We start from the raw sequence: 13,526 nt of genomic DNA, 5'->3' as shown, positions 1-13,526 counted from the left end.
TATTTAACCTTGCGCCTTTGTGTTTTTCCAATAGACGTAAGCATTCTTAATGAATTAAATAGAAAACAATGAGTACAGAAAAAATAGGATTCATCGGTCTCGGCAATATGGGACATCCGATGGCAAAAAATTTAGAAAAAGCCGGATTTCAATTATCCGTTTACAATAGAACGATTGAAAAAGCTGAAGAATTTCAAGAAAAATCTACGGTTTACAAAACAGTTTCGGAGCTTGTCACCAATAGTGACATCATTTTTACAATGCTGACAAACGATACAGCCGTGAAAGCAGTCTACGAAGAAGTTTTAACCCAGAATATCACCGGAAAATTATTCATAGACATGAGTACGATTTCTCCTGAAAAAAGCAACGAAATTTCTTCCGCCGTAAAAATAAAAGAAGGCTCATTCATTGATGCGCCCGTTGCCGGAAGTACAAAACCCGCTGCAGAAGGCACATTGATTATCATGGTTGGTGGTGAAGAAAAAGATGTTCAGCGTGCTGAACCTTTTCTGCAAAAACTAGGAAAAAACATCAAACATTTAGGTGAAAACGGAAAAGGAATCGCCGCCAAATTATCCGTTAACTATTTTCTATCCACTATTTATCAGGGTTTGGCAGAAACCATTTTATTTTCGGATAAATTAGGCATTGATCGTCAGGATATGCTTGAGATTATTAACGAAAGTGCCAGCGGAAGCGGTGCCACAAAAGTAAAAACACCATTATTAACGGAAAATAATTATGAGCCTGCATTTGCCTTAGATCTTATGCTAAAAGATATCCTGCTGGCAAAAAATGCGGGTGCAGACTTTCCTTTATCTAAAACATTAATTGAAACTTATCAGTCGGCTCACAGTGAAGGGTTTGGAAAAGACGATGTTATCGGAATTATTAACTATTTAAACAAATAAAAAATGTTACACGTAATCGCGAAAAGTATCGCAAAACAAGATAAAATTGAAGAAACTAAAAAAGCGTTAACTGCTTTGGTCATTTATTGGATGCCAAAATACGCGGTGCGGCCGAGTTTATTTTCTATCCATTAAACACCAAAGTGATCAAAGTAAAAAATGAAGATATTGGTCTGAATTTTTATGATTTTGAAAAGCAATAATATTTTAAGGATATTTGTATTTTAAATTCATAAAATATTTTTCTGATGTTTGATGTTTTGCTTTCGCATATTGAAGATAAGGTTGATTTAACTGAAAAGGATAAAAGTGAACTCCAGCAGTTTTTCACCTATAAAAAAATCCGTAAAAAACAATATCTGCTTCAGGAAGGAGACGTTTGCAAAAATCTTTCTTTCGTAAGTAAAGGGTTGCTTAAATCCTATATGCTGGATGAAAAAGGAAGCGAACACATCAGCATGTTCGCTTTTGAAGGTTGGTGGATTTCGGATTTCAACAGTTTCATCAATCAGGAAAAAGCTCTCTTAAATATTGATGCCATAGAAGAAACAGAGCTCTTGACGATTACCCGTGAAGAATATGAAAATATGATGGTAAAAATTCCTATTATGGATCGTTATTTTAGAATTTTATACCAAAACAGTCTGGTGACCAAAGATTACCGCCTCATGGTGTTCAACTCATTTACGGCCGAAGAAAAATATACACAGTTTGCAGAGAAAAATCCAGATATTATTCAGAGAGTTCCTCACAATCTTATTGCTTCCTATCTCGGTTTGGCTCCGGAGACGGTAAGCAGAATCCGTAAGAAGATTTCCTTTAAATAACACTTGATCTGGATCAATAAAAATCGCTGATCCATATCAATTTTTTTAATCTTAGTGCTCCATAATTTTGTAACATAATTTTAGAATTATGGAAAACAAAAAATTTGCACTGGTTGTAGGTGCTACAGGAATTACAGGCAGTAATCTCGCACAAGAGCTTATTGCTAAGGGTTGGACAACTTACGGATTATCAAGAAATCCTAACCATTCTATTGAAGATTTGATTCCTATACAAGCCGATCTTCTGACTATTGAAAGTCTGGAAAAAGCGTTGGAAAATATCGCTCCCACTCATGTTTATTTCACCACTTGGATGCGAAACGATACAGAAGAGGAAAATATTCGCATAAACAGTGCGTTGGTGAGAAATTTATTAAATGTTCTGTCTCCTAAAAAATCAATACAGCATGTGGCTTTGGTTACGGGTTTAAAACATTATTTAGGACCGTTTGAAGCCTACGCAAAAGAAGGTACTTTACCCGAAACTCCTGTGAGAGAGGAGCATCCTCGTTTGCCGCTTCCCAATTTTTATTATGCTCAGGAAGATGAAGTGTATAAAGCTTCAGAAAGAGACGGATTTACATGGAGCATCCACAGACCGCACACCGTAATCGGTTATGCAGTTGGCAATCTGATGAATATGGGAACCACTTTGGCGGTATACGCAAGTATTTGTAAAGAAACAGGGCGTAAATTTATCTGGCCAGGCTCTTTGGAGCAATGGAACGGAATTTCAGACGTGACGGATGCCCGAATTTTAGCGAAGCAACTGGTTTGGGCTTCATCAACAGAAGCAGCAAAAAATCAAGCTTTTAATATTACAAATGGTGATATATTCCGTTGGAAATGGCTTTGGAAGAGATTGGCAGAGTGGTTCGGAATTGAAGCGGTAGGATTTGAAAACTCCATTAAACCATTAGAAAAAGAAATGGAAAATTATACAGAAATCTGGAAAGAAATAGCTCAAAAATATGGTTTAAAAGAAGAAAACCTTAATAAATTATCTTCTGCCTGGCATACCGACCTTGATTTGGGAAGACCTTTGGAAGTAATGACCGATATGTCAACCAGCAGAAAATTTGGCTTTACAGAATATCAAAATACAGAGCAATCATTCATTGATTTATTTGAAAAATTGAAAGCAGAAAAGCTGATTCCGTAAATTTCATTTCATAAAGGAGTTGCTTTTGCGACTCCTTTTCTTTTTTATTTTAAATGTCGTTTCTTTGTAAAATATCATTCGTTTTTTATGAAAAAGTCCGAAGCTACACGATTAAATATTCTTCAGAAAGCATTTGAACTGATTTATACCAAAGGTTATCAGACAACTAGTGTCGATGAAATTATTGCGACCACTCAGGTGACAAAAGGGGCTTTCTATTATCATTTCAAAACAAAAGACGAAATGGGTTTGGCAATTATTAATGAATTAATGATTCCAAACTTTAAGAATAATTTTATCCAACCATTACGAAATGATGAAAATCCTTTAGATAATATTTACAATATGATGTATCATTTGTTGATCAATAATGAATTTTTGAAGGTTGAATACGGTTGTCCTGCTTCTAATTTTACTCAGGAAATGGCTCCGTGGAATATTGAGTTTACAAAAGCATTAAACGAATTATCTAAGCAATGGGAAAATACAATGATTTTTTCTCTTGAAAAAGGGATGGAAAATGGTACAATAAAGACCGGTTTAAATGCAAAAGGAATTGCCATTTTTGTACTTTCCGGATATTGGGGAATACGAAATTTGGGAAAACTAGAGAACAATAAATCGATATATATATCTTATTTACAACAACTTAAATTGTATTTTAATACGTTAAAATAATTTTTTATCAAAAAACATACTAATTAGTATGTTTTTATTTTAACTTTGTCAAATCTTAAAAATTTGATAATGTATCAAACGTTAACATTTCTGCATTCTACTTTTCGCTGGCTGGTTTTGTTGAGTCTTTTGTATGCAATTTTTTGCGCCTACAAAGGATACTTTTCAGATAAAGAATTTTCAAAAACAGATAATACCGTAAGACATTGGACGGCAACAATAGCCCACATTCAATTAATTTTGGGAATTATATTCTATTCTCAAAGCCCGATCATCAAATACTTTTGGAAGAATTTTAGTGATGCAAAACAATCTTTAGATCTTTTATTTTTTGGATTAATACATATTTCTTTAATGCTTCTTGCTATAGTTTTAATTACTATTGGCTCTGCCGTTTCAAAAAGAAAACTAACTGATAAAGAGAAGTTTAAAACAATGCTGATCTATTTTTTCATTGCTTTACTTATTATTTTTATTGCCATCCCATGGCCATTTTCACCACTTGCTAACAGACCTTATTTCAGATAATTATGATCAATTTATTTAAAACAAAAGTTGGAAGATTAAGAATTATTGCCATTCTTGAAGGGATTTCACTCTTAACATTAGTATTCATCGCTGTTCCGTTAAAATATGGACTTGATAATCCTTCATTGGTTAAAATGATGGGCCCTATTCACGGATCATTATTTCTTCTTTTTTTATTCAATACATTAAGTGTTGGTGTTGAGCAACAGTGGAAATTTAAAGAAATAACCTGGAAAGTGCTTTTGGCGTGTATTATTCCATTTGGAACATTTTATATTGACAGAAAAATTTTAAGCAAACTATGAAAAATATATTAATTTTTTGCGGAGTCATTCTGACCATTTATATTGCTTACAGAATATACAAATACCAAACACTTGATAATGGTTTGGATACTTTAATAAAAAACGGAGCCATTATTCTCGATGTAAGAACTGAAAAAGAATATGAAATGGGGCATATTTCCGGATCTGTAAATATTTCTTTAGGAACAATCAGAGAAAGATATACAGAACTGAATCCAAATAAAACCTATATTACCGTTTGTTCCCACGGTCTTCGAAGTACAAAAGTTGAGAATATTTTAAAGGAAAAAGGGTTTAATCATGTTTATAATGGAGGCGCATGGAGCGATTTGCAGAAAAGTATTTCAAAATAATATAAAAGTTCTCTAAAAACAATTCTTTTTCAATACAAAAATTAATTTGGTCGGCTTTTTGGTTAGTAAATTTAAACCAAATTACGCCACTCCATTGAAGTTAATCACATTTACAAATAAAGGAATTTACTGTCCGCAGGGAAAATTTTATATCGATCCTTGGCGACCTGTTGATCTGGCTGTCATTACCCATGGTCATGCTGATCACGCACGTTGGGGAATGAAAAAATATCTCTGTCATCATTTTACAAAGCCTATTTTACATAAAAGGATCAGTGAAGATATTGAATGTCAGAGTGTAGAATATGGCGAAGTTCTCAATATCAATGGGGTAAAATTATCATTGCATCCGGCTGGTCATATTATTGGTTCTGCCCAGATCCAGTTAGAATATAAAGGATATGTAAGCGTAATTTCTGGGGATTACAAAGTTCAGGATGACGGTTTGAGCACTCCTTTTGAAGTCGTAAAGTGTAATGAATTCGTTACTGAAAGTACTTTCGGACTTCCAATCTACAACTGGCTGGAAGTAGAAGATCTCAATAAAAAAATGCAAAATTGGGTGTTACGAAATAAAGAAAATCAAAAAACATCCGTTTTTATAGGATATTCCTTAGGCAAAGCACAAAGAATTATGAAAGCCGTTGAAGGTCTGGGGAAAATTCACGTTCACTACTCTATTGGAAAATTAAACGAAGCATTTGAAACGGTCGGTATTGATCTTCCTGACTATGAAATTCCTGATTTTAGAGAAAATGTAAAACATTTGCAGAATGAAATCGTAATTGTTCCACCGGCTTTGCTCGATAGTAATATTATCAAAAAAATTCCTAATGCGGCAACTGCTATTTGCTCAGGCTGGATGCAGGTTCGCGGTGCCAGAAGATGGCGAAGTGCAGATGCAGGATTTCCCATGAGTGATCATGCCGATTGGAAAGGATTATTACAAGCTATAAAAGCTACAGAAGCAGAAATTGTTCATGTAACACACGGACAAACAGAAGTTTTTTCAAAATATTTAAATGAAATCGGAATAAAATCGGACGTAGTAGAAACCTTGTATGGAGATGATGACGAGGAAGAAAAGGAACCCATTGAAGAATAAACAGTTTAATTTTTAAAATTTTAAAGATTTTTTAGTTCAAAAAGCTCCGTAGGAGTTTACTGCTAATAGAAAAGAAGTAAGGATGAAGCGAAGCTCCGTAGGAGCGACCTGTTAATAATTAAAATGTCGAATGGCACACAGCCCAGCTTGAACGGAGCCCTTCGACAGGCTCAAGATAAATTCAAACGGTAAAAGCTGCCCAAAACAGAAAAATAAATTAATGAAACATTTTGCTGAACTGATCAACGCTTTGGAAAGCACCAATAAAACCAATGCCAAAATTGATGCGATTATTGACTATCTGGAACGAGCTCCCGATGAGGATAAATTATGGTTTATTGCTTTATTTACAGGCAAAAGACCGAAGCGAAATGTGAATACAAACTATATGAAAGAATGGGCGTTGGAAATCACAAAATTACCATTTTGGCTCTTTCAGGAAAGCTATTCTTCAGTGGGAGATCTTGGTGAAACACTTTCATTGATTTTACCACCTCCAAACGAAAAAATTGAAAAGTCATTATCCGAATGGATGAATGATATTATTGATCTAAAAAATAAAACAGATGCTGAAAAAAAAGAATACGTATTGAATTCGTGGAATGGTTTAGATTACACAGAACGATTGATTTTCAACAAATTACTTGGTGGAAGTTTCAGAATTGGAGTTTCAGATAAAACACTAATTAACGCATTAACCAAATTTTCAGGACAGGAATCCAGTGCTCTGACGCATAGTCTAATGGGGAAATGGCAACCTGACGAAATTTCATTTAAAGAATTGATTTCAGCGGAAAAAATTAATCCAGACAATTCAAAACCGTATCCTTTTTGTTTGGCTTATCCTTTAGAAAAAGAATTAAACGAACTGGGAACTCCTGAAGAATGGCAAATCGAATACAAATGGGATGGCATTCGCGGGCAGATTATTCGCAGAAACGACGAAGTTTTTATCTGGTCAAGAGGCGAAGAATTGATCACAGAGCAATTTCCTGAAATCAAAGAAACGGTTCAGAACATGAAAGGTAATTTTGTTGTAGATGGAGAAATACTTGCGGTAAAGGATGGTAAGGTTTTAAATTTTAATGAATTACAAAAGAGATTAAACAGAAAAACTTTAACTAAAAAAATGCTTTTCGAAATTCCGATTGAAGTTTTCACTTATGATCTTTTGGAACTTGAAAACAATGATCTTCGTGAGAAACCCATAGCTTCAAGACGGGCAATGTTGGAAGAATTATTGTTAAATGAAAATCCCGTAAACATAAAAATTTCTCCGGTTATCGAGTTTGAAAACTGGGAAGATTTAAATCAAATCAGAGAAAATTCGAGAGAAATTAACAGCGAAGGTTTAATGTTAAAACAAAAAAATTCACCATACCATTCTGGCAGGAAAAAAGGCGATTGGTGGAAATGGAAAATCAATCCTTTAACCATTGATGCGGTGCTTATTTATGCTCAAAAAGGAAGCGGACGAAGAAGTGCCTACTATACAGATTATACTTTTGCGGTGAAAAAAGATGACAAACTGGTAACCATCGCAAAAGCCTATTCCGGACTTACAGACAAAGAAATTATGGAAGTCAGCAAGTTTGTTAACAAAAATGCAATTGAAAAATTTGGACCTGTCCGAACTGTAAAAGCGGAACTTGTTTTTGAAATTGCCTTTGAAGGCATTGGTTTTAGCAACCGTCATAAAAGTGGTGTCGCATTGCGGTTTCCCAGAATTGTACGTTGGCGAAAAGATAAAACGGTAGACGAAATTGATGATATTGAAGAAATTAAAAAATTAATACAATAAATTATATAAACGCTAAGTTCTCAGAGGTTTATTTTAACACTTTGAAATTATTTTTCGATCGCAAAGACACTTCGTTCAGCAAATGATAACAATAAGCCTTGGCTGAATGGAACGCCTTTGCGGTTAGAATATACAGAGAATATGTTAAAAATATCCTTGTGAACTTAACGTTAAAAATCAAAAACAAAATAATTTGGCGACTTTTGAAAATACCAACGGATTCACAGTCATTCAACAATGGATGGCCGATAAAGGTATTTCCCCTTTTAAATTTCAAATTGATACCTGGCAGAAATTTGAAAACGGTTATAGCGGAATGGTGGTAGCTCCAACGGGTTTTGGAAAAACATTTTCCGTATTTCTAGCTTTACTGACGAATTTTTTAAACCATCCCGAAAATTATAAAAAGGGATTACAAATGATCTGGATCACTCCGCTTCGTTCCCTTTCAAAAGATATTGCCAAAGCAATGCAGGAAGCGATTGACGAAATAGGCTTAGATTGGGTGGTTGGTGTACGAAATGGAGATACAGACCCTAAAATTCGTCAGCAGCAGGTGAGAAATATGCCTGAAATTCTTGTAGTTACACCTGAAAGTTTGCATTTGCTTTTAGCACAGAAAAATCACGAAAGATTTTTTAAAGAATTAAAAACAATTGTCGTTGATGAATGGCATGAATTATTAGGTTCAAAACGTGGCGTCATGGTAGAATTAGGCATTTCTCAACTGACAAAATATGTTCCTAAAATAAAAATTTGGGGAATTACGGCAACCATTGGAAACCTTGATGAAGCCATGGAAGTTTTGATTCCTTATGACATCAAAAAAACAAAAATTACCGCAAAAGAACAGAAAAAGATAGAAATTCTTCCGGTTTTCCCTGATGAAGTTGAAATTTTACCGTGGGCTGGACATCTTGGACAAAAACTGGCTGACAAAGTAGTTCCGATCATTTTAGAGTCAAAATCTACGATTGTTTTTACAAATACCCGAAGTCAGAGCGAAATGTGGTATCAATTATTATTGAATGCTTATCCAGATTTTGCAGGGCAAATCGCTATTCATCACAGTTCTATTGATGCTCATTTACGAATTTGGATCGAAGAAAACCTAAGTTCTGGAAAATTAAAAGCAGTGGTTTCTACTTCGTCTCTTGATTTGGGAATTGATTTTAAACCTGTTGATACTGTCATACAAATTGGTTCAGCCAAAGGAGTTGCAAGATTTTTACAACGTGCAGGAAGAAGCGGCCACTCGCCTTTTGAAACATCAAAAATTTATTGTGTTCCCACCCATTCTCTGGAACTTATTGAAGTTGCAGCTTTGAAAGAAGCAGTAAAACAGAAAGTCATTGAACCTCGTGAGCCACAGGTTTTATGCTTTGATGTTTTGGTTCAGTTTTTAATGACGTTAGCTATTGGTGACGGATTTTATCCTGACGAATTGTATGAAAGGATTAAAAAAGTATATGCCTTTCAAGAAATGACCGATGATGAATGGAAAAATATTCTCGATTTTCTCACTATTGGTGGAAGTGTTTTAAAAAGCTATGAGGAATTCCATAAAATTGTCATTATGGAAGATGGATTATATAAAGTCACTTCACGAAAAATTGCAATGCTTCACCGAATGAATATGGGCGTTATCGTCAGCGATGCAATGTTGAAAGTGAAATTTATTTCAGGAGGCTATATCGGAATGGTAGAGGAATATTTTATTTCAAAACTGAAAAAGGAAGAAAAATTTATATTAGCCGGAAGAGTTTTAGAAGTCGCTATGATCAAAGATATGACCGTTTTTGTGCGGGCTTCAAAAGGAAAAGCATTTGCACCGAGTTATCTAGGCGGAAGGTTACCATTGAGCTCTAATTTAGGGCATTTTTTACGTGAAAAGTTATCCGGAGCTTTAAATCCTAAATCATCTGAAAAGGAACTGAAATTTTTACATCCATTATTAATTAATCAGGAAGAACGTTCACATATTCCAAAAGAAGATGAATTTTTGGTTGAACTGATTAAAAACCGAGAAGGTTACCATTTATTTATGTACCCGTTTGAAGGTCGCCTAGTGCATGAAGTAATGGCAGCTTTAATTGCTTACCGTATTTCAAAGCTCGCTCCTATTTCCTTTTCTATGGCGATGAATGATTATGGCTTTGAATTGTTTAGTGATAAAGAAATTCCGTTAAATGAAGAAAATTTACATAAAATTTTAACCCGCGAAAGTCTGATGATTGATGTTATTTCAAGTATTAATGCTGCTGAAATGGCACGAAGAAAATTTAGGGATATTGCTGTAATTTCCGGAATGGTGATTCAAAACTATGCCGGAAAACAACGTTCTAATAAATCTTTACAAAGTTCTGCCGGATTGATTTTTAAAGTGTTGGAAGATTATGATCCTAATCATTTTTTGGTACGGCAGGCGTATACAGAGGTTTTTAATGCTCAATTACAGGAACAAAGACTAGTTGAAGCGTTTAAACGAATTGAAAAATCAAAAATTATTTTGAAATTTGCCAATACGTTTACTCCATTGAGCTTTCCTATAAAAGTGGACAGTTTAAGACAAACGCTTTCCAGCGAAGGATTGGATGCGAGAATCCAGAAATTGATACAGCAAGCAAAGAAAAACAAGTAATAAATATTACATCACGTAATACTATTTTGTATCAAAGTATTTTTAGATGGAAACCTAAATCAAAAAAGCCGGAAAAAATTTCCGACTTTCTATAGTATTTTTAAGTTTAAAATTAAACTGTTTCCAAAACGTGGTCTACCAAAACTCTCCATCCGAATGAATCTTCAGAAAGGTTAGTTTGAAGATCAACCAAATCATTTTTAAGGATTACCGCATAGCTTTCTTCGTCGGAAAGTTTAGGCAATTCTAATTTTTCACCATTGTAACCCAAAGCTTGGAATACTGTTGTTACCACAGCAGTTCCAACTCCCCAAACTTCTTTTAAAGTTCCGTTTTTCTGAGCTTCAACTACATCAGCAACTTTTATTGGTTCAACTTTTACTTCAATTCCTCTTTTCTTAGCCAATTGAATAAAGCTGTCTCTTGTAACACCGTCAAGAATTTTCTCAGAAGTTGGAGGCGTGAAAATCGTATCGTTGATTCTTACAAATACGTTCATCGTTCCACTTTCCTCGAAATATTCGTGAGTCGCATCATCTGTCCAGATAATTTGCTCATACCCTTCTTCAATCGCCAACTGAGTTGGGTAGAAAGATGCCGCATAGTTACCTGCAGCTTTTGCAGAACCTACACCACCGCTTGCTGCTCTTGAATAATGATCAGAAATTTTTACAGAAACAGGCTCTGTATAATACATTTTTGCAGGTGTTGCTACGATAGCAAACATATATTTATTAGAAACTCTAGCTTTCAAAGCTTCTTCTGTAGCGAAGATCAAAGGTCTGATGTATAAAGACATCCCTTCTCCTTGAGGAATCCAGTCTCTGTCTATGTCTACCAATGCTTTTAATCCTTCCAAAAACATTTCTTCCGTTACCTCAGGCGTTGCAAGACGTTTTGCAGACTTATTGATACGTTCAAAATTCTTTTCAGGCCTGAAAAGGAAAACCTGCCCGTCTTTGTCTTTATAGGCTTTCATACCTTCAAAACAAGCTTGTCCGTAATTTACTCCCATCATGGCAGGTGTAAAAGGAATAGGACCGTAAGGAACTAATTTCACATCACCCCACTTTCCATCTTCGTACTCACAAATGATCATGTGATCAATAAAAGTATTTCCGAATGAAAAATTGTTTGGGTCGAATGTAGAAATTCTGGAGTTTTCAGTTTTTTGAATTATCATTTCTAAAATTTTTTATGATGTTCTACAAATTTAACATAATTTTCTAAATATAAAAATTTTGAAGTAAATTTGTAAAAAAATAGCTTGAAAAGAGAAATTAAAACCACAAACGATGGAAGTAAAACATTGTTTATCAATGATTTAAATGAAAACTATCATTCGCATCATGGTGCCCTTCAGGAAGCAGAACATGTGTTTATCAAAAATGGACTAAATTTAATAAATGATTACGAAATCAACATTTTAGAGCTCGGTTTTGGAACAGGTTTAAACGTTTTGGTGACAATTAATGAACATTTAAAAACTGACAAAAATCATGTCATCAACTATTTTACGCTCGAAAAATATCCGATAAATGAATCGGAAATGAACGATTTGGCATATTTTGAACTTTTTGATAACCCGGAATTTAAAAATATTTATCAAAAAATTCATCTGGCAGAGTGGGAAAAGTCAGTAGAAATTGTTAGTAATTTTAATCTTAAAAAGATAAAATGTGACTTTTTCGACCTGAATACGATAGATTTACCTAAAATTAACCTTGTTTATTTTGATTGCTTCGGAGCGAGAGTACAGCCCGATCTTTGGGAAAAGCCTTTATTTGAGCTAGTTTCCGACAAAATGGCAGTTAATGGATTATTAACAACCTACTCTTCTAAAGGGAGTGTAAGAAGAATTCTTCAGGAGCTCGATTTTAAAGTAGAAAAGAAACAGGGACCTCCCGGAAAAAGAGAGATGATTAATGCGGTGAAGTTATAGGTTGTAGGCTGGAAGCTGGAGGATAGGTGCTGGAAGTTTTATAAAACTTCCAGCATCCAGCTTCCTTCATCCAGCAAATTTTCCCTACATTAGCTTTACAAATTATTATATATGATAGATAAGATAAACATTAGGGTTTATGCATGCGCTGTAAAGGATAAAAGAGTTTTAACGTTATTTGAAGAGTATGCTGGTGAAGCTTTAATGAAATTTCCCGGCGGCGGACTTGAATATGGAGAAGGACTGTTAGAATGCTTACATCGGGAGTTTGATGAGGAACTGAATGTGAAAGTAGATATCGTGGAACATTTTTATACTCAGGAAGATTTTCTGGTATCGCGTTTCAAAGAGAATGAACAGTTGCTTACTATATATTATATTGTAAATATTGTGAATGAAGAAGATTTCCTGATTTTGGATCCTTGTATCGAAAGAACAGAATGGATAGAAATCGACAGACCTGATAATCCTTTTGTACTTCCTATAGACAAAATTGTTTTTGATAAATTAAAAGAAAAATTCCTGTAAAATATACAGGAATTTCTTTTTTATATGATAGATCATTATCTCGATACTCTAAATTGATTGGCTCCGGGATAAGGTTGAAGATAACCGGAATTCCAGTTGGATTGAAGCAATGATTCTAAGAATTCATCGGTTCTGTTTTTATGCGGATTATATTCGTCCTTCAAATTAATATCCGCCATTTTACCTTTTAAATTCCACCAAAATGCACTGAATCCGCCTCTTAACTCTTTTATAATTTCATATACGTTTTTTCCTGTAGCTCTGTTCATTAGCTTAGCAAAAACCTGTCCTTCTGTTGTCGTAAGGTCTCTCAATTGCTTTTCATATTGCTCAGCCAACATATTCTGTCTTTCGCGAACGTATTTTCTTTTTGCCTTACTGTCGAGATCATTCATGTCTTTCTGTATATCCCGATATTGTTGCAAAGCAGTTACAAAGAGAGGATACACTCTGTATAATTTTTTATTCAGGAAATAATAATAGTTTCTATCCAACTGATTGTTAAACTTTGGCCTGTTCACCAAAACCAACTCATCCATTACAACTACAGTCTCCCCATTAATATCATACACCCTCATCTTCTGCCTTTCGTCGTAATAATATTTTTTCCCAAATTCATCTACTTTTAGAAGCTCAGGAGGATATTGGCTCAACGGTTTGGCAATAACCGAATCTGTCTGACCAAAAATACTGACTCCAAAAAAGAAGAGAAAAAGACAAATAATCTTACTAAAATTCATTA

General features: G+C 34.4%; 14 protein-coding genes. 12 read left to right on the top strand and 2 right to left on the bottom strand.

Going from position 1 to position 13,526, the window contains the following annotated elements; translation table 11 throughout:
- Positions 1 to 68 precede the first annotated feature (68 nt).
- From ABEG63_RS08570 to ABEG63_RS08525, 10 genes are all read left to right on the top strand, one after another.
- Complete coding sequence (locus ABEG63_RS08570; RefSeq protein WP_346584159.1) at positions 69 to 914, top strand: NAD(P)-dependent oxidoreductase; 846 nt, start codon at positions 69 to 71, stop codon at positions 912 to 914.
- 248 nt (positions 915 to 1,162) lie between these two features.
- Positions 1,163 to 1,741: a Crp/Fnr family transcriptional regulator gene (locus ABEG63_RS08565; protein ID WP_346584158.1), complete on the top strand. Its 579-nt coding sequence runs from the start codon at positions 1,163 to 1,165 to the stop codon at positions 1,739 to 1,741.
- Positions 1,742 to 1,829: 88 nt separating this feature from the next.
- Positions 1,830 to 2,903 (top strand): SDR family oxidoreductase, encoded by a 1,074-nt coding sequence (locus tag ABEG63_RS08560; RefSeq protein WP_346584157.1) that lies wholly within the window; start codon positions 1,830 to 1,832, stop codon positions 2,901 to 2,903.
- A gap of 87 nt (positions 2,904 to 2,990) precedes the next feature.
- Positions 2,991 to 3,581 (top strand): TetR/AcrR family transcriptional regulator, encoded by a 591-nt coding sequence (locus ABEG63_RS08555; protein ID WP_267403031.1) that lies wholly within the window; start codon positions 2,991 to 2,993, stop codon positions 3,579 to 3,581.
- Positions 3,582 to 3,650: 69 nt separating this feature from the next.
- Complete coding sequence (locus ABEG63_RS08550; RefSeq protein WP_346584156.1) at positions 3,651 to 4,109, top strand: hypothetical protein; 459 nt, start codon at positions 3,651 to 3,653, stop codon at positions 4,107 to 4,109.
- Positions 4,110 to 4,111: 2 nt separating this feature from the next.
- A complete protein-coding gene (locus tag ABEG63_RS08545) occupies positions 4,112 to 4,414 on the top strand; it encodes a DUF3817 domain-containing protein (RefSeq protein ID WP_267403028.1) in 303 nt (100 codons plus the stop codon).
- A complete protein-coding gene (locus ABEG63_RS08540) occupies positions 4,411 to 4,767 on the top strand; it encodes a rhodanese-like domain-containing protein (RefSeq protein WP_346584155.1) in 357 nt (118 codons plus the stop codon). The genes ABEG63_RS08545 and ABEG63_RS08540 overlap by 4 nt, the downstream gene beginning before the upstream one ends.
- A gap of 94 nt (positions 4,768 to 4,861) precedes the next feature.
- Complete coding sequence (locus ABEG63_RS08535) at positions 4,862 to 5,872, top strand: ligase-associated DNA damage response exonuclease (RefSeq protein WP_346584154.1); 1,011 nt, start codon at positions 4,862 to 4,864, stop codon at positions 5,870 to 5,872.
- 220 nt (positions 5,873 to 6,092) lie between these two features.
- A complete protein-coding gene (locus ABEG63_RS08530) occupies positions 6,093 to 7,673 on the top strand; it encodes an ATP-dependent DNA ligase (protein WP_346584153.1) in 1,581 nt (526 codons plus the stop codon).
- A gap of 241 nt (positions 7,674 to 7,914) precedes the next feature.
- A complete protein-coding gene (locus ABEG63_RS08525; RefSeq protein WP_346584354.1) occupies positions 7,915 to 10,314 on the top strand; it encodes a ligase-associated DNA damage response DEXH box helicase in 2,400 nt (799 codons plus the stop codon).
- 112 nt (positions 10,315 to 10,426) lie between these two features.
- On the opposite strand, the gene ABEG63_RS08520 is transcribed toward ABEG63_RS08525, so the two are convergent.
- Positions 10,427 to 11,497 carry a branched-chain amino acid aminotransferase gene (locus tag ABEG63_RS08520; protein WP_346584152.1) on the bottom strand — a complete coding sequence of 357 codons (1,071 nt, stop codon included), beginning with the start codon at positions 11,495 to 11,497 and terminating at the stop codon, positions 10,427 to 10,429.
- An 84-nt stretch (positions 11,498 to 11,581) separates the two neighbouring features.
- Here ABEG63_RS08520 and mnmD point away from each other — a divergent pair, with 84 nt between their 5' ends.
- Entirely contained in the window at positions 11,582 to 12,256 is a 675-nt protein-coding gene (gene mnmD, locus ABEG63_RS08515; RefSeq protein ID WP_346584151.1) for a tRNA (5-methylaminomethyl-2-thiouridine)(34)-methyltransferase MnmD, read from the top strand.
- A 111-nt stretch (positions 12,257 to 12,367) separates the two neighbouring features.
- Entirely contained in the window at positions 12,368 to 12,784 is a 417-nt protein-coding gene (locus ABEG63_RS08510; RefSeq protein WP_312390130.1) for an NUDIX domain-containing protein, read from the top strand.
- Between the two features lie 35 nt (positions 12,785 to 12,819).
- Here ABEG63_RS08510 and ABEG63_RS08505 read toward each other — a convergent pair whose 3' ends face one another.
- Positions 12,820 to 13,524: a DUF4294 domain-containing protein gene (locus ABEG63_RS08505; protein WP_267403021.1), complete on the bottom strand. Its 705-nt coding sequence runs from the start codon at positions 13,522 to 13,524 to the stop codon at positions 12,820 to 12,822.
- Between the last annotated feature and the right edge of the window lie 2 nt (positions 13,525 to 13,526).

The sequence above is a fragment of the Chryseobacterium sp. C39-AII1 genome (assembly GCF_039672645.1).
Lineage (GTDB): Bacteria > Bacteroidota > Bacteroidia > Flavobacteriales > Weeksellaceae > Chryseobacterium.
Note: the sequence above shows the minus strand (reverse complement) of the source record. Positions and strands in the feature narration are given on the sequence as shown.